The following is a 22,359-nucleotide window of genomic DNA, read 5'->3' on the forward strand; positions in this document are numbered from 1 at the left end:
TTAGAGGTATGGAAACGCTTTTATAGAACATACGACGGAACAATCGAACGGCACGTTTCAATACTTCCTTAGAGGTATGGAAACCTCCTACATATACTTTGCCCATTACCGGATCATCGTGTTTCAATACTTCCTTAGAGGTATGGAAACATTTCTCTTGCTTCGTTCGGTGTGAGGATTCCCGCCTGTTTCAATACTTCCTTAGAGGTATGGAAACAAGTATCCCGACATCTGGAGAAGGCTGGTAGGAGGGGTTTCAATACTTCCTTAGAGGTATGGAAACCTGAAGAACAGTTGAGGCCTGGTGACGTAATAGCGTGTTTCAATACTTCCTTAGAGGTATGGAAACTACGCGGGAAAATCAAAAAGCTTTCTCTCGACGTAGAGTTTCAATACTTCCTTAGAGGTATGGAAACACAACAACCTCGACACCGACGACTACAGGCTTGACGGTTTCAATACTTCCTTAGAGGTATGGAAACCGTTGCGGACGCGCTCTACAACGAGACAAAAAAGAGTTTCAATACTTCCTTAGAGGTATGGAAACACCAACTCTTTGACAACGTCGCCCGGTACTACAAAACGTTTCAATACTTCCTTAGAGGTATGGAAACGGATATCCGATGTAACTTTCAAAAGCGTTGCTGTATTTGTTTCAATACTTCCTTAGAGGTATGGAAACGTCGAATTCCTGAGGCGACATCGAAAGAGGCTTCCAGTGTTTCAATACTTCCTTAGAGGTATGGAAACAGAGAAGCATCGTCAAGGTCTTCGATCATTTGCCAGATGTTTCAATACTTCCTTAGAGGTATGGAAACTTTCTTCCACGCCAGGCAGTTCGAGCTATTCAACGATGTTTCAATAGTTCCTTAGAGGTATGGAAACGGGGAATATGGTGGATGCGTATGAGTATTGAGTTTCAAGTTTCAATAATTCCTTAGAGGTTTGGAAACGCTCCCCCTGTAGTCGTGGCCCACGATATTGAATCAGTTTCAATGCATTTTCAGAGGTACAAGAACAAAAATCCGATAAAAAGAGAAAAGCAGGGATTAATACCCCTGTTTTTTTATTTTTGGGTGTATTTAGTTCTATTTGCGAATTTTCAGATTTTGAATGTAAACATTTTCATAATAAGATGTTTTCTGGAGGTGATAATGGTGATACTGATGACAAAACCGGGAACATCGGATTTTGTGTGGAATGGCGTTCCCCTTTCCATGGAGCTGAATCTGTGGAACATAAAGGAATACTCCGGTTCTGTAACTATGAAATTCGACGGTGAAAAGGTAACTTTCGACGCGGACATTCAGAATCTTTCTCCGAAAGAACCGGAAAGGTACATTCTCGGCTATCCCGAGTTCTATTACGGTTATAAACCCTGGGAAAATCACACGGCAGAAGGCTCGAAACTTCCGGTACCAGTTTCCTCTATGAAATCACTTTCCGTTGAAGTTTCTTTCGATATTCACCACGAACCGTCTCTGCCTTTGAACTTTGCCATGGAAACATGGCTCACAAGAGAAAAGTACCAGACGGAAGCATCGATCGGCGATGTTGAAATCATGGTCTGGTTCTATTTCAACAATCTCACACCCGGGGGCGAAAAGATAGAAGAGTTCACAGAAATTGTCTGCGGAGACCCATCCCCTTTAGGGGATTGGGAGGAAGCAGACATGTGTACCACCTCCAGATTCAATAGTGTTAACATACAAATGAGGTGATTAAACAAATGACTGTGACTCTGACGTGCAGATTCAAACTCGAACTCAGCAAAGACCAAAAACAGCAGTTCCTGGATATTGCGACGGCTTACACAAACGCCGTCAACTATGTGCTCGAACAAAACCTCAAGGACAAATCAACGAACGTCAAAAAACTCCACAAGCTTTACTACAGTACAATTCGTGAAACGTTCAGTCTTCCCGCACAAATAACCATCAATGCCTACAGAGACGTTTCCGCAACATACAAAACCCTGTGGGCTCAGTTCAAAGAACTCAAGCGTCGAAAACCCGATTCGAAAGCAGTCAAGAAGTTCTGGGATAAACCACCGAAGCGAAAGAGCTTGATCGTCAAATACACCTACAACCGAACTGCAAGCTTCAAAAAGATCTCTTCAAAAAGATCTACGGAGAGTGGCATGCTTCTTTGTCCACACTTCAAGGTCGAATCAAATGGATCCCGATGAAAGGCTGGTCCAGACACTTTGAGTACCTCGAGTCTTGCAAGATCGGCGATCCAGTACTGACTTACGACAAATCATCCAAAACCTTCTTCTTGCTTGTTCCTGTGACTCTTGAAGTTCAGGAACAGCCACCAAAAGAAATCGTCGGTGTTGACGTTGGAGAAAGACACATTGCTGCTGCCGCCTCGACCAAAGGCACCAGGTATCTGATAGACCTTCCTGAAGAGTTCAAACAAAGAAAACAACACTATCAGCGTCTGCGCTCTGAGCTCATGTCAAAAGGCACTCGCTCTGCTAAGAGAAAGCTTGCCAGGATCAGCAGGCGAGAGAAACGGTTCACTGAGAATGTGCTACACATCATTGCAAAAAAGCTCATCACAAGCCACCCTGGTGCCAAATTCGTTCTCGAAGACCTGACTCAGATCAGAGCTAACAGAATCACCTACCGCGGCAAAGACAAAGAAGCAAGAAGACAGTCAGAACAATGGCCGTTTGCAAGTCTTCAGCAAAAGATAGAGTACAAAGCAAGATTGTACTACGGAGTTCGGTCCGAGAAGGTCGATCCAGCATATACATCTCAGACATGTCCTGTGTGCGGCCACGTCTCTAAAGAAAACAGACCAGACCATGGAGAGCGTTTTGTATGTCAGAACTGCGGCTACGAAGAACACGCAGACATAGTTGGTGCGATCAACATAGCCCTGAGAGTTCTTGCCAAAGACCAGCAGGTTAATCTTGAAAAGCTTTTAGGGGTCGATGTCAGCCGGCCTGATGCTCCCCGTTTGGGTTGAGCAAGCCCTCCTCCTTCAGGGAGAGGGTAGCTGACGATCCCGTTCGTGCTGAACGGAGAGAGTGTCGAAGGTACCTGGGAACTGTGGCACGCGGAGTGGGGATGGGACTACCTCGCTTTCCGTTTGAAGGATCCCGTGAAGGAAGGAAAGGTGAAGTTCGATGTGAGGCATTTTCTCGATGCCGCCGGAAAAGCTCTTTCGAGTTCTGCTCGAGTGAAAGATTTTGAAGATCTTTACTTCACTGTCTGGGAAATCGGAACAGAATTTGGAAGTCCGGAGACAAAAAGTGCACAGTTCGGGTGGAAGTTTGAAAACTTCTCTATTGATCTGGAGGTGAGAGAATGAGGTGGGCAGTTCTTCTGATGGTGGTGTTTTCCGCTCTGCTCTTTTCCTCTGAAGTGGTTCTCACGAGCGTTGGTGCAACAGACATTTCCTTCAACGGATTTCCAGTCACCATGGAGCTCAACTTCTGGAACGTGAAATCTTACGAGGGAGAAACATGGCTCAAATTCGATGGAGAAAAGGTTGAGTTCTACGCGGATTTGTACAACATCGTTCTTCAGAATCCAGACAGCTGGGTGCATGGTTATCCGGAGATCTACTACGGTTACAAGCCCTGGGCGGGACACAACAGCGGCGTGGAATTTCTTCCTGTGAAGGTGAAAGATCTTCCAGATTTCTACGTGACTCTTGATTACTCGATCTGGTACGAAAACAACCTGCCTATCAACCTTGCCATGGAGACGTGGATCACGAAGAGTCCCGACCAGACTTCTGTTTCTTCGGGTGACGCAGAGATCATGGTTTGGTTCTACAACAACGTCCTGATGCCTGGTGGTCAGAAAGTGGATGAGTTCACCACAACAGTCGAGATAAACGGTGTGAAGCAGGAAGCAAAGTGGGATGTTTATTTCGCACCGTGGGGATGGGATTACCTTGCTTTCAGACTGACAACACCGATGAAAGAAGGAAAGGTAAAAATCAACGTGAAGGACTTCGTTCAGAAAGCCGCGGAAGTTGTCAAGAAGCACTCAACGAGAATAGACAATTTCGAAGAGCTGTATTTCTGCGTCTGGGAGATCGGAACGGAGTTTGGAGATCCAAACACAACAGCGGCTAAATTCGGCTGGACCTTCAGAGACTTCTCCGTCGAAGTTGTAAAATAAATCGCAGAATCACCAACGAGAAAGGCGGGGGCTTCCCTGCCTTTTTCTTTTGGCAAATTTATACACAAGTAGTATAATATTCTATGCAATGTGTGAAAATCAGAACAATGAGGTGATTCTATGAAAGTAAGCGACATTCTGACGATGGCCATCAGGCTGGAGGAGGAAGGCGAAAGATTCTACAGAGAACTCTCAGAACATTTTGATGGAGAGATAAAAAAGACTTTCCTTGAGCTTGCCGATCAGGAAAGGATTCATGCGGAAATCTTTAGAAAGATGTCAGACCAGGAAAACTGGGATGAGGTGGATTCTTATCTCGCAGGATACGCTTTCTATGAGGTTTTTCCTGACACGAGTGAAATTTTAAGGAGAAAGGATCTAACCTTGAAAGAGGTTCTGGATATAGCCATATCCGTTGAAAAAGACAGCATAATTCTCTACTATGAACTCAAAGATGGTCTTGTGAATTCCGATGCACAGAAAACAGTGAAAAAGATCATCGATCAGGAAAAAGAACATCTAAGAAAGCTTCTCGAGATGAAACGTGAAAGTACCTGAGGCGATATCTTTGATGGTGATGTTAGAAAACAGATCTTTCAAATAATCGGAAAGCCAGTTCCAGAAGTATTTTGCTCTGCAGGCTCTGTAATTCTTGCACCGGCTGTTGCAGTCCACAATAACAAGGTCTTTTTCAAAGACGCTGATAACATCCAGAAACGATATTTCGTCTGGCGACTTTGCAAGAACAAAACCACCGTTTTTTCCTTTGATCGAATTCACAAGGCCCGATCTTTTGAGGTAATGAAGGACTTTCAAGGCGAAATTTCTGGTGATGAGTTCTTTCTCAGCGAGTTCCGAAGAAGACATAGGTCTGTTCTCCAGCGACAATCTCACGAGAAGTCTAAGAGCGTATCTCACGTGTTTTTGACACTTTCCAAACATCAAGCGCACCTCCGGGAGGTATAGATAATGAAGTATTTCGTGGCTGTAAGACCGTTTTCCTTCGTTGCAAGTGCTTTTCCTGTTACTGTGGGAGCCATGCTGGCTGAGGAATTTTCCCTGACCAGATACATTCTATCACTGATCGCTTCCATTTTCTTACATGCAGGTGTCAACACCACGAACGATTATTTCGATTACAAAAAAGGTGTAGATACTAAAGATTCTCTCGGTTCGAGTGGACTTCTTGTTTCCGGGAAAATAACACCACGTGAAGAGCTCCTTTTGAGTGTTTTCTGTTACGCGGTGAGTGTGGTTCTGGGGCTTGTTCTCATAAAGATCTCTGGACCTGCTCTGCTGTGGCTAGGACTTACTGGCCTGGTTCTCGGGTACGCTTACACTGGACATCCGTTCTATCTGAAATACAAATCCCTTGGTATGTTTCTCGTGTTTATTCTCATGGGACCCCTGATGGTGCTGGGAGCCTATTATGTTCAGACGGGAAGGTTCTCACTGGAAGCACTTCTGGTCTCTATTCCCGTGGGGATCGCTACAGATCTCATTCTCCTCGCCAATGAAATTAGAGACTCCGAGTTTGACAAAAGAAGTGGTATCAAAACCCTTCCCATTTTGATCGGAGACAGAGCAGCGTTCCTTCTCTACGCGGTCCTAACTGGTTTGATCTACGTCTTTATCGTGATTCTCGTATCGACGGGAGTTTTTAGAGTAATTTCTCTTGTCAGCTTAGTTTCTCTTCCGCTGTACATACGGGTGATAAAGCAGTTGTTTCAAAAATCAGCGGGAAGGAAAAATGCACGAGAGATCGCTGACGTTGATAAAATGAGTGCGCTGGCGGAAATGATACTCTTTGTTTCTATGATTTTGGGACTTTTGAGGTGATGCCGATGGTTAAAAGAATCTCTGAGATGAGTTTCCTTTCAGTTTTGATCGGACTTTTTTTAGGATGGTATTTCGTCTTTCAGGTGAATGTGCTCGATTTCTGGTGGAGAATGTTCATAACCACTTTGATTTTTTCTGTGATTTCGATCTTTCTTGGTGGAAAGGGGAACATAAAGCCAAATCAGTACGAGGCGCCCCTTGCGATCTACTCCGCTGTAGCAGCTTATCTTCTTTTCGTCGTTGGATATTTGATTTCGCTTTTGATTCCTCCGTTTCACAGGGATGTTGTCAGTGTTTACGGACTCGCGGAAGGGCAAAATGCATTGAAAGTGATCATTCTTCTCGTGTTCATAGCCTTTTTTGAAGAGATCATATGGCGTGGTTTTGTAACAGAATTCCTTCTCCAACGGATGGACGTTGTTCCTTCAATACTGATCTCTTCGCTTCTTTACAGCGTAGTCCACGTGTTCACTGGAAATATGGCTTTGATAGTGGGGGCGTTTGTCCTTGGGATAATTCTTTCTCTTCTTTATGTGATCACTGGAAAGGTCAGCACACCAGCTTTTGCGCATGCGCTGTGGAGCCTTCTCATATTCGTTGTTTTGCCTCTGAAAGGGGGTTTTTGAATGAAAGCACTGAAGCTGATAATCGAGTTTCCGGTTGCTGCAGCTGTTCTCATGTTCGTGGGATTTGACCTTTGGAGGAGATATCTGAGGAGGCGAAGAGCATGAATGTGGTTGTCTGTATCAAACAGGTTCCCGATACAACGAACGTCAGAATCGACAGAAAAACGAACAACCTTGTGAGAGAAGGTGTCCCGTCTATCATAAATCCCGATGATGAAAGGGCACTCGAACTTGCCGCACAATTGAAAGAAAAATTCGGAGCCACGGTTTATGTGATCACTATGGGACCACCGCAGGCAAAAGAGGCTCTAAAGGATGCCATTGCCTTCGGTCTCGATGAAGCAGTCCATTTGAGCGACAGGGCGTTCGCGGGAGCGGATACGCTCGCCACGACATACACACTTTACTGGGGAATAAAGAAGATCGAAGAAAGAATAGGAAAGATAGATCTCATTTTGACAGGAAAGCAGGCGGTGGATGGAGACACCGGTCAGGTGGGACCTGGTCTTGCTACAAGATTCGGATACGCACTCGGTGCCTACGTCGTTCGAATAGAAGAAATAGATCCAGAGAAAAAAGAGATGGTGATAGTCAGAAGACTGGACCGGGGATTTGAAAAGATACGGCTCAAACTGCCAGCGGTCCTCACAATCACGGACGAGCTGAACAAACCAAGGTACGCAGATCTGCCCAATCTCATCAGAGCGATCAGGTACGAGCCCATCGTCTGGACTCACAAAGATTTGGGTCTCGATCCAAAAAAATGTGGATTCTTTGGATCACCTACAAGGGTTGTGAGCACAAACATACCCCCTGCGAGAAAAGGCGGAGACATCATTTCAAAAAATGAAGATCCGGAAGTGGCAGCGGAGAAACTCATAGAAGCTTTGAAAAAATTTGAAGCCGTTCGACTCGTGGAAGCATTGAAACCTGTGTTGGAAGGTGAGAAAGATGAGTGAGAAAAAGATAATTTTCGTTCTCATAGAACATCACGGTGGAAAAGCTCATCCTGTTTCCTGGGAACTCATTGGAAAGGCAAGAGATCTCGCCTCGAAACTGGAAAATTCAGAAGTATGGGGTGTTTTGCTGGGAGAAGGTCTGGAGAGTGTGGCAAAAGAAGCGATTCAACGCGGAGCGGACAAAGTTCTTTATGTTAAGAACAGGGAGTTCAACACGTATGTGAACTATCTCTACAAGAAAGCCCTCGTGGATATGGTGAGAAAGTACAGACCGGAGATATTCTTAATAGGTGCAACTCTCGAGGGAAGAGAGCTCGCCGGAATGGTGGCAACAGAACTTGAAACAGGTCTGACTGCCGATTGCACAGGACTGGATATAATACCGGACAAAAAGCTTCTTGCCATGACGAGGCCCACATTTGGTGGAAACCTCATGGCAACCATCATGTGTCCGGATCACAGACCGCAGATGGCAACGGTGAGACCGGGTGTTATGAAAGAGCTTCCGCCGGATCCAGAGAGAACGGGAGAGATCATAGAAGAGGAGTACGATTTAGGAACTTTTGACAAACTGATCGAGATTCTGGAAACCATACCGCTTCAGACCCAGGTGAACCTCGAGTACGCTCCAGTTGTGGTAGCAGGTGGAAAAGGAGTTGGGGGACCGGAAGGTTTCAAGAAATTGAAGGAACTCGCGGATCTCCTTGGAGGAGAAGTGGGAGCTTCAAGGGCGGCTGTGAAAGCTGGATGGATTTCTCCAGAGCATCAGGTTGGCCAGACCGGAAAAACAGTGAGACCCGTTCTATACTTCGCGTGTGGCATTTCCGGTGCAATCCAGCACGTGGTTGGAATAAAAGAGTCAGAAATAATAGTGGCCATAAACATAGACGAGAAAGCACCAATATTTGATATAGCCGATATAGGGATCGTTGGTGACCTGCACAAAGTAGTTCCCGCTCTCACTGCAAAACTCAGAGAGCTTCTGAACAAAAGCGGGGTGAAAAAATGAAAATAGAATTCGACGTTGTCGTCGTTGGTGCTGGCCCTTCTGGTCTGTCCTGCGCATACGTTCTTGCCAAGAATGGTCTCAAAGTTGCGGTCGTGGAGAAAGGAGAATATCCGGGTTCCAAAAACGTGATGGGAGGGGTTCTCTACGTACATCCTCTGAAAGAGATCATGCCAGATTTTCTGGAAAAAACGGCAAATTCGAAAGCTCTTGAAAGAAACGTTATAGAGCAGAACCTTTGGCTCCTCGGAAATGAAGGTGTCATCAAGATCGGTCACAGAAACGTGGAATGGAAAGAAAATCCGAATGCATTCACTGTTTTGAGGGCAAACTTTGACAGATGGTTTGCCCAGGAGGTGGAAAAAGCAGGTGCCCTGATCATACCAAAAACCAAGGTGGAAGACTTCCTGAGGAACGAAAAAGGAGAAATAGCAGGCGTGGTGACCTCGAGACCAAAGGGAGAAATACACAGCAAGGCGGTTGTGATCGCGGAGGGTGTGAATCCCATCCTCACGATGAAAGCTGGGCTCAGGAAGGAAGATCTGAAACCACACATGGTGGCCGTTGCTGTGAAAGAGGTGATCAGTGTTCCTGAAGAGGTGGTGAACAGGGTCTTCGGTGTGGAGGGAAACGATGGAGCAACGATAGAACTTCTTGGAAGCTGGTCCGAAGGTATGTTCGGAATGGGATTCCTTTACGCCAACAGATCTTCCGTATCTCTGGGTTGTGGGGTTCTCCTTGAAGATCTCAGAAAAAAGAAGATCAAACCGTATCAACTTCTTGAGAACTTGAAGAATCACCCTGTCATTTCCGATATGCTGGGAGAATACAGAAACAACACGATGGAGTATCTGGCACATTTGATACCTGAAGGTGGATACTACGCGATGCCAAAGGTCTATGGAGACAGGGTTCTGGTCTGTGGAGATGCGGCAATGCTTGTGAACTCTATACATAGAGAGGGCTCGAATCACGCGATCACATCGGGAAGACTCGCTGCTGAAACACTTCTCGAAGCTTTCGAAAAGGGAGATTTTTCTGAAAAAACCCTGAAAAATTACTACCTCAGATTGAAAGAATCCTTCATATTGAAAGACCTGGAAAAGTACAAAGATCTCATGCCCACTATGGAAAAGAACCACCAGTTCGTGGAAATCTATCCGGATCTTGCAAACGATGCTTTGAAGAGATTTCTGCAGGTTGACGGGACTCCAAAGTGGGACGTTCAAAAACAGATTGCGGACATGGTGCTTTCCAGGAGAAGTTTGATTGGAATCTCCCTTGATCTGCTCAGATTCTGGAGAGCTGTGAGGTGATGTACTGTGAGGATCGAAGATAAACTCTATTTGAACAGATACAGAACGGATGAGGAAAATCCGCATCTCAAAATAAAAGATGAAAGTATCTGTGCAGAAAGATGTTCCGATCGACCATGTGTGAGCTGTTGTCCTGCGGATGTGTACGAGTGGACGGAGAGTGGAATGGAAGTGAAATTCGAAGGGTGCCTCGAGTGTGGTACCTGTAGGATTGTCTGCCCCTTTGGAAACATAGAATGGAAGTATCCAAGGGGAAATTACGGTGTGCTCTACAAATTCGGGTGAGGTGATTTTATGTATGTGAAGATCGACAGAAAGAAGCTTCCCTGTGTGGAAACTGAAGGAACGGTTCTGTGTACCACCTGTGGAAACAGTTATCAGATAGAACCCCGGCAAAAATTGCACTCCATCATAGTTACAACGTGTCCGCACTGTGGCCATCAGAACATAAACGTTGTGACAAACAGCGTAAAGTTCATAGAAGAGGTCTTATCCAAGATAGACAGGCTGAGAAAGGATCTGATGGAGCTGAAGAAGTCCCTTGAAATTGAGATGCAGCAGAACGGCTTTGTCGACAACTATCCGGAGGTGTTCAAAGCAGATGATGAAAAACAGGCTGAACCAAAACTCCTGTGAACTGGAAAAAGTCAAAGAACGCATCGAACAGATTCTTTCCCGATTCTTCCCCGAACAGATAATGAAGGATCTTCCGCTCTACGGAAAGATGTTGAGGGTGAGACTTTCGATACTTTCTTTCAAAAATAGAGGAGTAGAGATCAGTGAAGATGCGATATCTTCTCTTGCGGCTCTCGAACTCGTTCACCTTGCTTCACTTCTTCACGACGATGTGATCGATGGGGCTCGTTTTAGAAGAGGAAAAGAGACGATAAATTTCATGTACGGTGATAAAGCGGCGGTAGCAGCGGGGGATCTTGTACTTGTCAGCGCGTTCTATACGGTTGAAGAGATAGGAAATGACAGACTGAGAAGGGCTTTTTTGAATGTGATCAGGAGAATGTCGGAAGCGGAGCTGATCGAACAGCTGAGTCGATACAAACCGATTACAAAAGAAGAATATCTTCGCATAGTTGAGGGAAAGAGCGGTGCGCTTTTCGGCCTGGCGCTGCAGCTTCCCGCATTACTCGAGGGGGAACTCGGAGAAGATCTTTACAATCTGGGGGTCACCATTGGAACCATTTATCAGATGTTTGATGACATCATGGATTTTGCTGGAATGGAAAAGATTGGGAAAGACGGATTTCTCGATCTCAAAAATGGCGTCGCTTCTTTTCCATTGGTGACGGCGATGGAGAAGTTTCCAGAAGCCAGACAGATGTTTGAAAACCGAGATTGGAATGGATTGATGTCGTTTATGAGAGAAAAAGGGATTCTGAAAGAATGTGAAGAGACTCTGAAGGTTCTTGTGAAGAATGTGATGATAGAGAATTCATGGTTGAGAGATTTTGTGGATGGAATTTTTAAAATCGAAATCTTTTCATGAGGAGGGGTGCATATGTTTGTTGATTACTTGACTGTGTTCATGGCAGATGTTGTTGCCGGATTGGGTGTTCTCATCGCTTTCGTTCTCAAGGGTCTAAACGATTCTGAGAAGGCGAAGTCTTTTGCTCCAGCTTTTGCGGCGGTTGGACTTCTGGCGATCGCAACAGGACTCCACATGGTTTTGACCTGGCCGCTTCCCGGCAGCCACAACATAGCGTTCGGAGAACCTTTCCTTCTTTACGGTTTCGTCTTTCTCGCCGCGGCAATAGCTGTCGCGAAGGGATGGGATCTCATGCCAACGACGATCTTTGCGCTGTTTGCGGGAATATACGCGATCATAGTTGGAGGTTCCATCATAGGTTACGGTATGACAAGACATCCGTTCACTTCTGGTCTTGGATTCATCGCAGCGGGTCTTGTGGGTGTTTTGAGTCCTGTGGTGTGGAAACTCAGAGAAAACAAGGTCATAAGGTTCCTTGGTGTAGTGCTCCTTGCCCTGACACTTCTTCTCTGGTTTATCACCATGTACGGTTCCGTCACAGGACATATAAACCCGCAAGGTAGTTTCGGAAAATGGACTCCAATTCCGATGAGGTAAAAAGAAGGGGCTTCGGCCCCTTCTTTCTGTGTTAAAATACCCACAGAGGTGATTCTCATGAGAGTGCTCCTCATAAATCCCTACAGCGGTGGGTACTACTACAGACTCGGTGCTGTTTATCCTCCCCTCGGTCTCATGTACATCAGTTCCTTCCTCAAGAGAAAAGGACACAGCGTGGCTCTGATAGACATGAACGTGGAGAAATTCGATCTGGAAAGGTTCAATTTCAGAGATTACGATGTGGTGGGGATATCTGCCGATACTGTGCGGTTTCCCGTTGTGGAAAGGATCGCAGAGAAGGCTAAAGCGCAGAACGTAACGGTGGTGATGGGAGGCCCCCACGCAACGGCCTACTACCATGAGATCCTTCAGAAGGGACTCTGCGATTACGTCGTGCTCGGAGAAGGAGAAAGAGCCTTTTCAGATCTTGTAGAGAGCATAGCAAGCAGTGAAAAATATCCTCTCATACCCGGTGTTGTCTACATGAAGGATGGAGAAGTGATAGCTTTACCTTCTCGATTTTTGGAGAATCTGGACGATCTGCCGTTCCCCGATAGAGAGAAAGTCCATCTTTACAGAACGAAATTTGCGGGTGAGAGAGCGACGAGTCTGATCACCTCAAGGGGCTGTCCTTTCAACTGCGAGTTCTGCAGTGCTTCTCAGTTCATGGGAAGGAGAATCAGGTGGAGAAGCATCGAAAACGTGATAGATGAGCTGAAGATCTTGAAAAAGATGGGATACGGATCTGTCATCTTCTTCGATGACAACTTCACGATAAATCCAAAAAGAGTCGTGAATCTGTGCGAGGAAATGATGAGGAAAGACCTTCGTTTCAAGTGGTGGGCGTTTTCGAGGGCTGATGAACTTCTGGGACGAGAAGATATGGTGGAAGCGATGTCGAAGGCCGGTTGTAGAATGCTTTTCATAGGTTTCGAGAGTGCGAACGATGAGGTGCTCGAGGAATACGGAAAGAATTTGAAATCGGAAATAGCTTTCGACGTGATGAAGCTTTTGAAGAAGTACAAGATAGACGTGTTTGCGAGCTTTGTGATTGGAGCGCTGAAGGACACGAGGAAAACCATAGAAAAAACCGTGAAATTCGCCAAAAAATTGAAAGCCTCCATCGTTCAGTTCTCCATTCTCACACCGTATCCCGGCACCGACCTTTTCGAAAAACTGAAACACCTGATCTTCGAGAAAGACTGGAGAAAATTCGACGGGACGCACCTGGTTTTCAAGCATCCGAACTTCTCACCAAAGGAGCTGAAGAGACTCTTCATAAAGGCCTACTATGCCGTTTACACGTCACCGAGGCTGATATTCAGACGGGGCATACCGTTCCTTGTACGTCTGCTTTCTCACAGAGAAGCCTAATCTCTCTGAGGAAGGCTGGAGATTTTCTTTCCACCGAGACTCTTCGTGACCATGTCGGCCAGAGGGCTCTGCTCTGCGGCGTGTTTCGAGTACTCCTGGAGGAGCATTTCTTTGAACCACTTCTCGGCAGTTGTTTCAGGTACGAGATCGTACTTCGGAATCGACTCGTACATCTCCTTGAAGATTCTGTAGAAGAGATCACTCACGAATTCAACGCTTGCGTCCCGCAGATTCTTTATATCTGAAGAAACTCCATAGATGAACACGCTTTTCACCTCACATGATTATGAGTTCTCCTGTGATGTATCCCGATTCGTAGATCACTTGCAGAATGGCTATGATGTCCTGAGGAGTGGCACCCGCTGCTTTGAGAGCACTGACGAGATTGGAGATCGTGGCATCTTTGTCTCCTATTTTTCCCCCGGTCACACTTATCGTGAAGTTTCCGTAGGAGATCACAAAGTCAGATAGTTTCACATCCCCTCCGAACAGGACGGTTCCCGTTCTTTCGTTCACCACAATTCTTGCCGGAACGTCCGGCTGAACTTCTATCTCTTCAACAAGCGAAAGAAATGTGATGAGGTCATCCTGGAACGCACTGGGAACGGTCAATTTGATGGCGGATGGATCGATAGCCTTTGCAAGATCCATCTCGAACTTCTCGTTTATCGCCCTCGCCACCCTGGCTGCGGTGGTGATGTCCGGCTGTCTCAGAAGGATCGTCACACTGTCCCCATCGAGCATGTCGGATGGAATGTCCCTTTCCACGATGGCACCCTCTGGAAGGTAGCCAACCACTCTATACCTCTTTTGGAGATTGGAAGAGAGCTTTACGTCTTCTCCTCCGATGACCACGGAACCCTGCGCCACAGCGTACACCTTTCCATCGGCACCGTAGAGAGGTGTCTGGAGGAGATATCCACCTGCAAGTGATTTCGCATCGGCTATGGAAGCGACTACACAGTCTATTCTCATGCCTTCTTTGGCAAAGGGAGGAATGTCTGCGAGGACCATCACAAGTGCTGTGTTCTTGGACTTCAGGTCGTTTTCCGAAACCTGAACGCCGAACTTTTTCATCATTTCGAGAAGAAGAGGAGAGTTCACGTTACCGGAATCTCCCGTTCCGTTGAGACCAACAACGAGCCCTATTCCGAAGAGCTGGTTGTCACGGGCACCTCTGAAGAACGCTATGTCTTTTATCCTTGTGGTCACAGAGAACGAAAAGGTTATCGTCAGAACGATGACTAACAGGACAGTCAATCTCTTCTTCATGTCCATCACCTCATGTGAAGAGTCCTGCTAAGAATGCGAGTATTTTGTCGAAGAAACTCTCTTTTCCAGGTTCCTCGCTGAAAACGAGTTTTCCGTTCACCCATATCTCGGAATCCGCAAGCTTGGAGGAATCCACCTCGTTTCCTATCTCTATGTCGTCTGGCCTCACTTTTCCTTTCACAATGATTTCCTGATAGTCCTTGTCCACCTTTATCGTTTTTCTTCCTTCCACCACGAGGTTACCGTAGGGATCGATGTCGATGACCACTGCCGAGATCTTCGCCACGACGGAAGACTGCACCTTTCCACCGCGCTGTCTCTCAGGAGAGTTGTTGTTTATAGGAATGAAGTTGTTGAGGTTGACACCTGCGGCTGCGTTCACAACATTTCCCAAGATGTTCAAAAGAGTTTTCTGGATCTCGAGACTTTCCCTCTCCGAAGAAACGTTGTTGCTTTCCCGGATCACGATGGTGAGGATATCTCCAACCTTCGAGGCTTTCTGTATGGAAAGGAGATTTTTGTACTCGGATTCACCCGCGGAGTTCCAAATTGAGAAGGGGAAGATGCTTGTCATGAAAACGATCAACAGCACGATTGATATCTTTCTCACTCTACCACCTCCAGAATTCTCAGCACGGGTCCTCTTTCCACTCTTCCAAAGACGTATTTTCTGCTCTCCACGTTCATTGCCCTTACCGTTTCACCGAGATAGCCGTTTTCCAAAACTTCAACGAACGTTGTTACCTTTATGCTGCCCATGTCCACGTAAGCTGGAACCACCTGGCCTTTCACCACGTCGGGGGGATCTTTTACCATGTCTGCCGTCAAAACAGTTCCTTCTTTCAGGTATCTTCTGGATATCTTTCCGACCACCTCTGAAACGTCGAAGAACGGCTCTCCGTAGATCTCGAACACGTTTCTCTTTTCCAGTCTTACGTCTTCTTCCCTTATCACATCACCCACATTTATATTTCTCTTCAGAACCACCACATTCCTTTCTTTGCGTAGCAATATATTGAGGGTCACGTACGTGTCTGGAAACCTCAGAAAAACACTGAAGAGATTTTTCGAGATTTTCGTTACTCTGATCGTTTGAGGTTCAAATTTCTCTGGCAAAGTTCCAAAGGTCTTCACCACGAAGGCTTCGAAGTCTTCCGTTCCCGCTTTCTTTCCTATCTCTTCGAAAACAGCGTTTTTGAGACTGCTGTATCCTTTCACAGTTATTCTCACGCTTTCTGGGCCTGTGAAATCGTACTCCGGAAATTTTGTTCTGAGGAGATCTCTGGTCACGAGATATTCGAGCCCGGGCAGGAGAATCATCAGGCTCTTTTCAGATTCTACCTTTTCGATTGTGATGTCATCTAAGAAAAGAACTCCTGGCGAAGCCAGGAGCGTTTCCTTCAACGTCAGAGTTTCAGAAAAGAGGAAGGAGGAGATGAGCACTATCAGAATCAAAAGGACCTTCATAACTCATCATCTCTTCACGTTTGTGGCCGTTCTGAGCATCTCATCGGCTGTCTGGATAACTCGAGAATTGAATTCGTAAGCCCTCTGTGCTGTGATCATGTCAACCATTTCCCGCACCACATCGACGTTGGACTTCTCCAGAAAGCCCTGCTTTATAGCACCGAAGCCGTCCTGTCCTGGAACACCTTCGATCGGATCTCCAGAGGCCGGAGTTGCGATGTAGAGGTTGTCTCCTATGGATTTCAAACCAGATGGGTTCACGAATCTCACAAGGGTGATCGTTCCAAGTTCCTGTATCGTACCATCCTGGAGTTCGGCGGAGACGATTCCATCGGGAGAAACGTTTATCGAGACGGCGTTTTCAGGTATGGTGATTTCCGGTACCAGAAGAAGTCCGTTGGAAGTGACTATTCTTCCTTCGCTGTCCATCTTGAAGCTTCCGTCTCTTGTGTAAGCGATTCTACCGTCCTGAAGCTGGATCTGGAAGAATCCGTCTCCGGCTATCGCGAGATCGAGCGCGTTTCCCGTTTGCTCGAAGTTACCCAAGGTGAAGATGCGCGTCGTCGCTGCCGTTCTCACCCCGTGACCCACGTAGAGTCCTGTTGGAAGGGATGACGTCGCGGCGGTCGGAGTTCCAGAGTTCTTCACGTACTGATAAAGAAGGTCCTGAAACTCCGCCCTCACTTTTTTGTAGCCTGTTGTGTCCACATTGGCGAGGTTGTTCGCTATGGTATCGAGTTTGAATTGTTGTGCTGACATCCCCGTTGCCGCAGAGTAAAGCGATATCATCATTTTTCAACACCTCCGGTTCATTTCAGACTGGCGAGTGAATTGATGAGCTTTCCGTTCAGTTCGTCGTTCACTGTCACAGCTCTCTGCGATAGTTCGTAATGTCTCATCGCTGAGATCATATCCACCATGGCTTTCAGGGCATCCACATTTGATTTTTCTACGTATCCCTGCATAATCCTAAAGTTCTCCGAAGGTGATGGGTTTTCACCTGTGAAGAGTGTGTTTCCAAATTTTTCTGGGTTTTCCAGATTGTACACACCGATCCTGGTGATAATGTTTCCATAGGCGTCTCTTACGTAGCCTTCTTCGTCCACGGTGAAATCATCGAAGAATCTGACTCTTTCACCGTTTTCATCGAGGAGATAGCCTCCGTAATTCGTAACGATGTATCCCTCGCTGTTCACAGTGAATTCCCCGTTTCTTGTGTAGTACTCCTCTCCGTTGAATTCTATTCTGAAGAATCCTTCTCCATTTATTGCGAGGTGGTAAGGAACGTCTGTTTCCTCAACGGGACCCTGGGAGAGATCTGTTCTGACCTCGTCGAGGACAGTAGCGTACTCCAGAGGTCCGATCGGCACTTTTTTCGTTCTGCTCTCCACCGGGTCTGGCTGCTGCCTGAACACTTCTCGTCTCAGGTAGGCCCTGAAGGCTTCCCGGTCCTGTTTGTAGCCCGCAGTGTCAACGTTTGCCAGATCGTTGGCGATTCTGTCGAGTTTGGCCATGTCGACAAGCATTCCCATCGCGGCGTTGTATATGCCCCTCGTCATAACATCACCTCGAGTAGGTTTCGCACACGGTTTTCAGGAGCTTCTCATCTTCGAGGAGGATCCCCGTTCCCCTCGCGACACAGGTTATGGGATCGTCTGCCACGATCGTCTTCACGTGTATCTCATCGTATATGGTTCTGTCCAGTCCTCTGAGCAGTGCACCTCCACCGGTCAGACGAATGCCGTTGTTTATGATGTCGGCAGAGAGTTCTGGTGGTGTTCTTTCCAAGACGTTCTTGAGCTTTGTAAGAAGCGCGAAGATGATGGGTTCGATCGCTTCTCTCACGTCTTCCGAGCTCACGCGATCTGTTCTCGGAAGACCCGTCACCACATCTCTTCCCTTTATTTCTATTTCGTAGTTTTCAAAAGCTGGATGTGTTTTTCCTATTCTTTTCTTGATCTCTTCAGCGGTGGATTCTCCGATGATGAGGCCGTATTTTTTCCTTATGAACTTCACGATGGCTTCGTCCATCGCGTCTCCGGCCATTCTAACAGACTCTCCCACAACCGTGCCGCCGAGACTGATGACCGCTATATCCGTGGTCCCTCCTCCGATATCCACCACCATGTTTCCCTCTGAAGCCATCACATCTATTCCGGCACCTATCGCGGCTGCGATCGGTTCAGAAACGATGTGAACCCTTCTGGCACCAGCGTTCAAACCGGCTTCGAACACCGCTCTCTTTTCTACCTCGGTTATTTTCGTGGGAACACCTATGATGAGAGAAGGTTTCACGAAGCTGAACCTTCCTATGATTTTCTTCAGAAAGTTTCTTATTATCGCTTCGATCATTCTGTAGTCCGCTATCACGCCGTCTTTCATGGGTCTTATCGCTTTGAGACCTTCCGGAGTTTTACCGAGCATCTTCTTCGCTTCTTCTCCTATGGCGACGATTTCCCCAGTTTTTTCTGAGATCGCAACGACAGAAGGTTCGTGCAGGACAATTCCTTCTCCTCTCTTGTAAACGATTATGGATGCTGTTCCGAGATCTATTCCGATGTCACCTCTTGGCATTTTAAAACCTCCTCGTCATGATATTTCTTCTTCAAAATGTACTTTTCCTAAGAATTAAAAAAAAATCTGGTGTGCCTGGCGGGACTCGAACCCGCAACCTCTGGATCCGGAGTCCAGCGCTCTATCCGTTGAGCTACAGGCACACCAGTCTACCGTTTTCTTTCAGGTATTTCTTCAACTCTTCGCAGTTTTTTCCAGAAATGATCAGGTCGTACTTCTTTTCCTGAGGTTCTCTTTCAACGAAGTATCCATTTTTACTGTAGAAATAAGCAAGAACCGGATTTTTCGTGACCACATCAACTTCTCTCGCTTCGATGTTCAAAGAAGGATCCGGAAACTCGTACAGGAGAACTTCTCCATCGACTTTTTCCAAAGCCAAATCGACTTTTTTTCTTGGATCTGTGACTTTTTCACATGCAAAGGGATTTTCGGAGAAAGACTGAAAAATCAGAGCGGCGCTCACGGCGTCATCTCTCTTCGAGATTCTTTCTCCTATTTTCGTGGTGAGTCTTTCGTCACAGAGATATGTTTCGTACTCTTTTGAAAATTTAAGGGCAACTGCGACTGTTTTGAACGTCTGCTGGGTGTATTTTCCACTCATCGAAAGAGGTAATCCAAAGATTATTTTATCAGGTTTCAGCTTTCTGATGAATTCCTTCAGGTTCTTTGTGGGTATCACAAGACTTTTTTGAGGAAGAATTTCTCCAAATGCGACTCCACATTTCCTTTCTCCGTAATCCACAGCGACTATCACTTTACCACCGTATCCTTAAAAAAGTTGAATATACATTTCAGATCCTTTGAAAGAACAGAAGCTGTCTCTTCGAACTGGGCTATCTCGAGTTCCCTTTCAAGTAGTCTCCAGGGTATCCTTTCATCTTCTGAGAAGCTCCATCTATCGAAGTTGAACCCGGATTCTTCCAGAAGGTCCAAATAAATCTTTCTCAAAGTGGCACTGCTCAGATCGTACTCGCTCTCCAAAATCTTCTCCAGTTTTTCTTTGTCTTTCAGATTCATCGCTGTGATCGCTATTTCTTTTAGCTTTTCACGATCCGGAAACAGCTTGTTGAGCTCGTATCGACGCTTTTCAATGTCGGAGGAAGAGTAGCAGAGGTTAACCACCGATTTTCTTCTCAAAAGATCCACTATTTCGTAAATGCTGAGCGGGAAGTCGTAAAAGAAGATATCGCCTTTTATGTGTGTCGGAAGCCCATCGGTGTTGCTTGTGATGATCGCTTTTCGAGCAGAACCGCTTTCCATCAATCCAATTACCTTTATTTTCTTTTCCATGTCCATGGTTGCGTAATAAACGATTGCATCTTTGCCAATCTTCCGATAAAGATCTGGTATGAGTTTTTTCTCAGAAACAACCACCGCGAAACTGTGAGCGTCCACAAGAGAACCTAAGTCGAAAGAATTTCTCTGATCGGAGAACAGAAATTTCTCAGGTTCGTCAGTTCTCAACTCAACGACATCGTATTTTTCCTTTTTCAGAAACTCTTCCAACCCTGGGTGTTCCATCGAGGCAACGAAGATGAATTTTCCCGGGTGTTTGTCGACTATGTCCAGGAAGTTTTTGACCAGTTCGCTGTCGCGATGCGCCAGAAAATCCTGGAACTCGTTCACCACGAATACTTCAAAATCGTCCAGACGGTGTTTCTTCAGAAAACCAGCAAGGGTGAAGAGAACAATATCGCTTTCTTCTTCCTTAGAAAAGGTGGAATTTACAAATCCCAAGTTTCTGGAGGTGTAGTACCTCGAAAGGCACCCCAGAATGTTTTGAGTCGTAGCGTTCGTTAAAGAAACGATCGCCAGTTTTCCCCGAAGCTCTTCTTTTATGGAAAGCAGAAGCTTTGTTTTTGATGGGTAAGGTACTTTTATCAGTGTTTTTTCTTCTTTAGATCTACTCAGTATATGACTCACTTCTCTGTTTTTTACAGAAAGAATAGGCTTCACATCCAGCGAGACGAGATAGTAAGAAATTCCATTTCCCATGGGGCGCAGATTCACCACAACGTCTCCTCTGGTGGGAGTTACTGGTAATGTAGAAAGAGAACTCGAGAGGTTCTTGAAATTGTATCCCACAACTTCCAGGTTCTTTTCACCGTTTTTCAGGTGAAGGAACACGTTGCTGCCGTCTTCTCCAAAGAAATGGATCTTTTCTACCAGGACGTCTTTGAAGAGAAGAACAGGTTCCGGATTTCCCTGACCGAAGGGCATGAGTTTTTTTATGTCTTCAATGAAGCGATCATCGATATCTTCCATTCTGACTTCAGCATCAACGATTACCTTCTCTTCTCGTTCCTCCAGAGAAATGTTTCTGATGTATTCCCTGAACGGTTCCAATTGATCTCTTTTCAAGGAGAAGCCAACCGCCGAGGAATGACCCCCTATTTCCTCGAATATTTTGAGAATATCTTCGTTGAAAATGTTCATTATGTCATAACCATTGTAGCTCCTTATGGAACCTTTCGCTATCTTTTCGTCCAGAGAGACGACTGCAACGGGTTTTTCATAACGATTTGCCAGTTTGGCAGCGACTATGCCGATGACTCCCACGTGCCAGTTTTCTTTCGCAACGACTATGACGGGATCTTTCCACAGGTCGTTTGTCTCGATTATTTCAATTGCTTCTTTGTATATCGCCCATTCTGTTTTCCTTCTGATACTGTTCAGCTCCATCAATCTATCCACAACATTGTCTGCTTTTGCTGGATCGTTCATTATCAGTAAATTGAAGGCGTCATTGGCACTTCCCATGCGGCCCGCTGCGTTGAGACGGGGGGCTATCTTATAGCTGATATCGTGCGATGTGAGATTTCTCAGTCCGAGTCTTTCCAGAAGTCTCTTTAAACCCACACGTTTTGTGTTTGAAAGCAGCTCTATTCCCTTTTTCACGAAGTATCTGTTTTCGTCGAGGAGGGTGACCATATCGGCGACCGTTCCAAGAGCTACCAGCTCCAAAAATCTCTCGGGATGGGGATAATGGGTCGCTTCAGAGAGAGCCTGGACGAGTTTGTAAGTTACACCGACACCCGCAAGATCTCTGAATGGGTAGTTCTCTCCAGGTACTTTTGGGTTCACAATGGCATCGGCGGGGGGAAGATCGCCGTTCACCTCGTGGTGGTCCGTGACGATCACTTTCATTCCGAATTTTTTCGCGAGAGCAACTGAATCCAGCGCGGTTATTCCGCAGTCAACCGTTACAAGACAGGAGACGTTGTTTTCTTTAAAGGTCGAGATGTTTTCTGGCTGGATACCGTATCCTTCTTCGATACGGTGGGGAATATAAACATCAACACGCCAGCCGTTCTCCTCGAGGAATTCCTTCAACATAACGGTGGAAGTTATACCATCCACATCGTAGTCTCCGTGGATCAGAACAAGCTCATCTCTGGAACGGGCTTCAAGCAGGGTTTCAACCGCTTTCTCCATATCGTTGAAGAGGAAGGGATCGTGCTGGTGGGATTCATTGACGAACAAAAAAGCCTCTACCGCTTCCCTGGTGGTGAAGCCTCTGTTTACGAGTATTCTCGATGCAATTTCATTGAGACCAAAATGCTGAGAAATCTCTGACACAGCCTTTTCATCAGGCTGTGAAAGTTCCCACTTTTTCATCCTCCGCTTCTCCTTTTCTTTTTTAATAATTTTACCATATTTTTGAGTGATACAATTTAACAGAAGGG

26 protein-coding genes, 1 tRNA gene and 1 CRISPR repeat array (1 of these 28 running past the window's edge) are annotated in these 22,359 nt (G+C 46.1%); of the genes, 16 read left to right on the forward strand and 11 right to left on the reverse strand.

All coding sequences use genetic code 11. The features are described 5' to 3' along the window. Positions 1–953: direct repeats of the CRISPR family, unit length 30 nt; unit sequence GTTTCAATACTTCCTTAGAGGTATGGAAAC; it begins 622 nt to the left of the window's first position. 213 nt (positions 954–1,166) lie between these two features. The 6 genes from T2812B_RS06060 to T2812B_RS06085 all read left to right on the forward strand — a co-directional run bounded on the left by T2812B_RS06060 (position 1,167) and on the right by T2812B_RS06085 (position 4,700). Continuing rightward, positions 1,167–1,721 (forward strand): hypothetical protein, encoded by a 555-nt coding sequence (locus T2812B_RS06060; protein WP_231556618.1) that lies wholly within the window; start codon positions 1,167–1,169, stop codon positions 1,719–1,721. An 8-nt stretch (positions 1,722–1,729) separates the two neighbouring features. Further along, entirely contained in the window at positions 1,730–2,188 is a 459-nt protein-coding gene (locus tag T2812B_RS09840) for a transposase (protein ID WP_008194704.1), read from the forward strand. Next, a complete protein-coding gene (locus T2812B_RS09710; RefSeq protein WP_231556570.1) occupies positions 2,149–2,976 on the forward strand; it encodes a transposase in 828 nt (275 codons plus the stop codon). The genes T2812B_RS09840 and T2812B_RS09710 overlap by 40 nt, the downstream gene beginning before the upstream one ends. Positions 2,977–3,021: 45 nt before the next feature. After that, positions 3,022–3,321: a glycoside hydrolase gene (locus T2812B_RS06075; protein WP_008194707.1), complete on the forward strand. Its 300-nt coding sequence runs from the start codon at positions 3,022–3,024 to the stop codon at positions 3,319–3,321. Then, positions 3,318–4,142 (forward strand): endoglucanase, encoded by an 825-nt coding sequence (locus T2812B_RS06080; RefSeq protein ID WP_008194708.1) that lies wholly within the window; start codon positions 3,318–3,320, stop codon positions 4,140–4,142. The genes T2812B_RS06075 and T2812B_RS06080 overlap by 4 nt, the downstream gene beginning before the upstream one ends. A 120-nt stretch (positions 4,143–4,262) precedes the next feature. Further along, on the forward strand, positions 4,263–4,700 hold the full coding sequence (locus tag T2812B_RS06085) for a ferritin family protein (RefSeq protein ID WP_008194711.1): 438 nt from the start codon (positions 4,263–4,265) through the stop codon (positions 4,698–4,700). On the opposite strand, the gene T2812B_RS06090 is transcribed toward T2812B_RS06085, so the two are convergent. Beyond that, positions 4,662–5,084 carry an RrF2 family transcriptional regulator gene (locus T2812B_RS06090; RefSeq protein ID WP_008194713.1) on the reverse strand — a complete coding sequence of 141 codons (423 nt, stop codon included), beginning with the start codon at positions 5,082–5,084 and terminating at the stop codon, positions 4,662–4,664. The genes T2812B_RS06085 and T2812B_RS06090 overlap by 39 nt on opposite strands. 27 nt (positions 5,085–5,111) lie before the next feature. On the opposite strand from T2812B_RS06090, the gene menA reads away from it, so the two are divergent. The 10 genes from menA (at position 5,112) to T2812B_RS06140 (ending at position 13,360) form a co-directional block, all read left to right on the forward strand. Beyond that, entirely contained in the window at positions 5,112–5,981 is an 870-nt protein-coding gene (menA, locus tag T2812B_RS06095) for a 1,4-dihydroxy-2-naphthoate octaprenyltransferase (RefSeq protein ID WP_008194716.1), read from the forward strand. 5 nt (positions 5,982–5,986) lie between these two features. After that, entirely contained in the window at positions 5,987–6,607 is a 621-nt protein-coding gene (locus tag T2812B_RS06100; RefSeq protein WP_008194718.1) for a CPBP family intramembrane glutamic endopeptidase, read from the forward strand. Positions 6,608–6,708: 101 nt separating this feature from the next. Further along, positions 6,709–7,566, forward strand: a complete 858-nt coding sequence (locus T2812B_RS06105; RefSeq protein ID WP_008194723.1) for an electron transfer flavoprotein subunit beta/FixA family protein — start codon at positions 6,709–6,711, stop codon at positions 7,564–7,566. Continuing rightward, a complete protein-coding gene (locus tag T2812B_RS06110; RefSeq protein WP_004081904.1) occupies positions 7,559–8,575 on the forward strand; it encodes an electron transfer flavoprotein subunit alpha/FixB family protein in 1,017 nt (338 codons plus the stop codon). The genes T2812B_RS06105 and T2812B_RS06110 overlap by 8 nt, the downstream gene beginning before the upstream one ends. Next, entirely contained in the window at positions 8,572–9,888 is a 1,317-nt protein-coding gene (locus tag T2812B_RS06115) for an NAD(P)/FAD-dependent oxidoreductase (protein WP_008194728.1), read from the forward strand. The genes T2812B_RS06110 and T2812B_RS06115 overlap by 4 nt, the downstream gene beginning before the upstream one ends. Positions 9,889–9,894: 6 nt before the next feature. Beyond that, positions 9,895–10,173, forward strand: a complete 279-nt coding sequence (locus T2812B_RS06120; RefSeq protein WP_008194730.1) for a ferredoxin family protein — start codon at positions 9,895–9,897, stop codon at positions 10,171–10,173. Between the two features lie 9 nt (positions 10,174–10,182). Then, positions 10,183–10,524, forward strand: a complete 342-nt coding sequence (locus tag T2812B_RS06125) for a hypothetical protein (protein ID WP_008194733.1) — start codon at positions 10,183–10,185, stop codon at positions 10,522–10,524. After that, complete coding sequence (locus T2812B_RS06130; protein ID WP_008194735.1) at positions 10,490–11,389, forward strand: polyprenyl synthetase family protein; 900 nt, start codon at positions 10,490–10,492, stop codon at positions 11,387–11,389. The genes T2812B_RS06125 and T2812B_RS06130 overlap by 35 nt, the downstream gene beginning before the upstream one ends. Before the next feature lie 12 nt (positions 11,390–11,401). Next, a complete protein-coding gene (locus T2812B_RS06135) occupies positions 11,402–11,986 on the forward strand; it encodes a DUF981 family protein (protein ID WP_008194737.1) in 585 nt (194 codons plus the stop codon). A gap of 57 nt (positions 11,987–12,043) precedes the next feature. Next, complete coding sequence (locus tag T2812B_RS06140) at positions 12,044–13,360, forward strand: radical SAM protein (protein WP_008194740.1); 1,317 nt, start codon at positions 12,044–12,046, stop codon at positions 13,358–13,360. Here the strand turns inward: T2812B_RS06140 and T2812B_RS06145 are convergent. The 10 genes from T2812B_RS06145 to recJ form a co-directional block, all read right to left on the reverse strand. Then, complete coding sequence (locus T2812B_RS06145; protein ID WP_008194742.1) at positions 13,357–13,626, reverse strand: rod-binding protein; 270 nt, start codon at positions 13,624–13,626, stop codon at positions 13,357–13,359. The genes T2812B_RS06140 and T2812B_RS06145 overlap by 4 nt on opposite strands. Positions 13,627–13,636: 10 nt before the next feature. Further along, a complete protein-coding gene (locus T2812B_RS06150; RefSeq protein WP_008194744.1) occupies positions 13,637–14,632 on the reverse strand; it encodes a flagellar basal body P-ring protein FlgI in 996 nt (331 codons plus the stop codon). A 10-nt stretch (positions 14,633–14,642) separates the two neighbouring features. After that, entirely contained in the window at positions 14,643–15,242 is a 600-nt protein-coding gene (locus T2812B_RS06155; protein WP_008194747.1) for a flagellar basal body L-ring protein FlgH, read from the reverse strand. Then, positions 15,239–16,099 (reverse strand): flagellar basal body P-ring formation chaperone FlgA, encoded by an 861-nt coding sequence (gene flgA / locus T2812B_RS06160; protein WP_008194749.1) that lies wholly within the window; start codon positions 16,097–16,099, stop codon positions 15,239–15,241. The genes T2812B_RS06155 and flgA overlap by 4 nt, the downstream gene beginning before the upstream one ends. 6 nt (positions 16,100–16,105) lie before the next feature. Then, on the reverse strand, positions 16,106–16,891 hold the full coding sequence (flgG, locus tag T2812B_RS06165; RefSeq protein ID WP_008194751.1) for a flagellar basal-body rod protein FlgG: 786 nt from the start codon (positions 16,889–16,891) through the stop codon (positions 16,106–16,108). A 17-nt stretch (positions 16,892–16,908) separates the two neighbouring features. Beyond that, complete coding sequence (gene flgF / locus T2812B_RS06170) at positions 16,909–17,658, reverse strand: flagellar basal-body rod protein FlgF (protein ID WP_008194753.1); 750 nt, start codon at positions 17,656–17,658, stop codon at positions 16,909–16,911. 4 nt (positions 17,659–17,662) lie between these two features. After that, positions 17,663–18,673 (reverse strand): rod shape-determining protein, encoded by a 1,011-nt coding sequence (locus T2812B_RS06175; protein WP_004081933.1) that lies wholly within the window; start codon positions 18,671–18,673, stop codon positions 17,663–17,665. Positions 18,674–18,740: 67 nt separating this feature from the next. Continuing rightward, positions 18,741–18,816: transfer RNA gene (locus T2812B_RS06180), tRNA-Arg, on the reverse strand. Then, positions 18,807–19,427, reverse strand: a complete 621-nt coding sequence (locus T2812B_RS09575) for a RuvX/YqgF family protein (RefSeq protein ID WP_008194757.1) — start codon at positions 19,425–19,427, stop codon at positions 18,807–18,809. The genes T2812B_RS06180 and T2812B_RS09575 overlap by 10 nt, the downstream gene beginning before the upstream one ends. After that, entirely contained in the window at positions 19,424–22,291 is a 2,868-nt protein-coding gene (recJ, locus tag T2812B_RS06190) for a single-stranded-DNA-specific exonuclease RecJ (protein WP_008194759.1), read from the reverse strand. The genes T2812B_RS09575 and recJ overlap by 4 nt, the downstream gene beginning before the upstream one ends. Positions 22,292–22,359 lie beyond the last annotated feature (68 nt).

This window comes from Thermotoga sp. 2812B (assembly GCF_000789335.1).
Taxonomy (GTDB): domain Bacteria; phylum Thermotogota; class Thermotogae; order Thermotogales; family Thermotogaceae; genus Thermotoga; species Thermotoga maritima.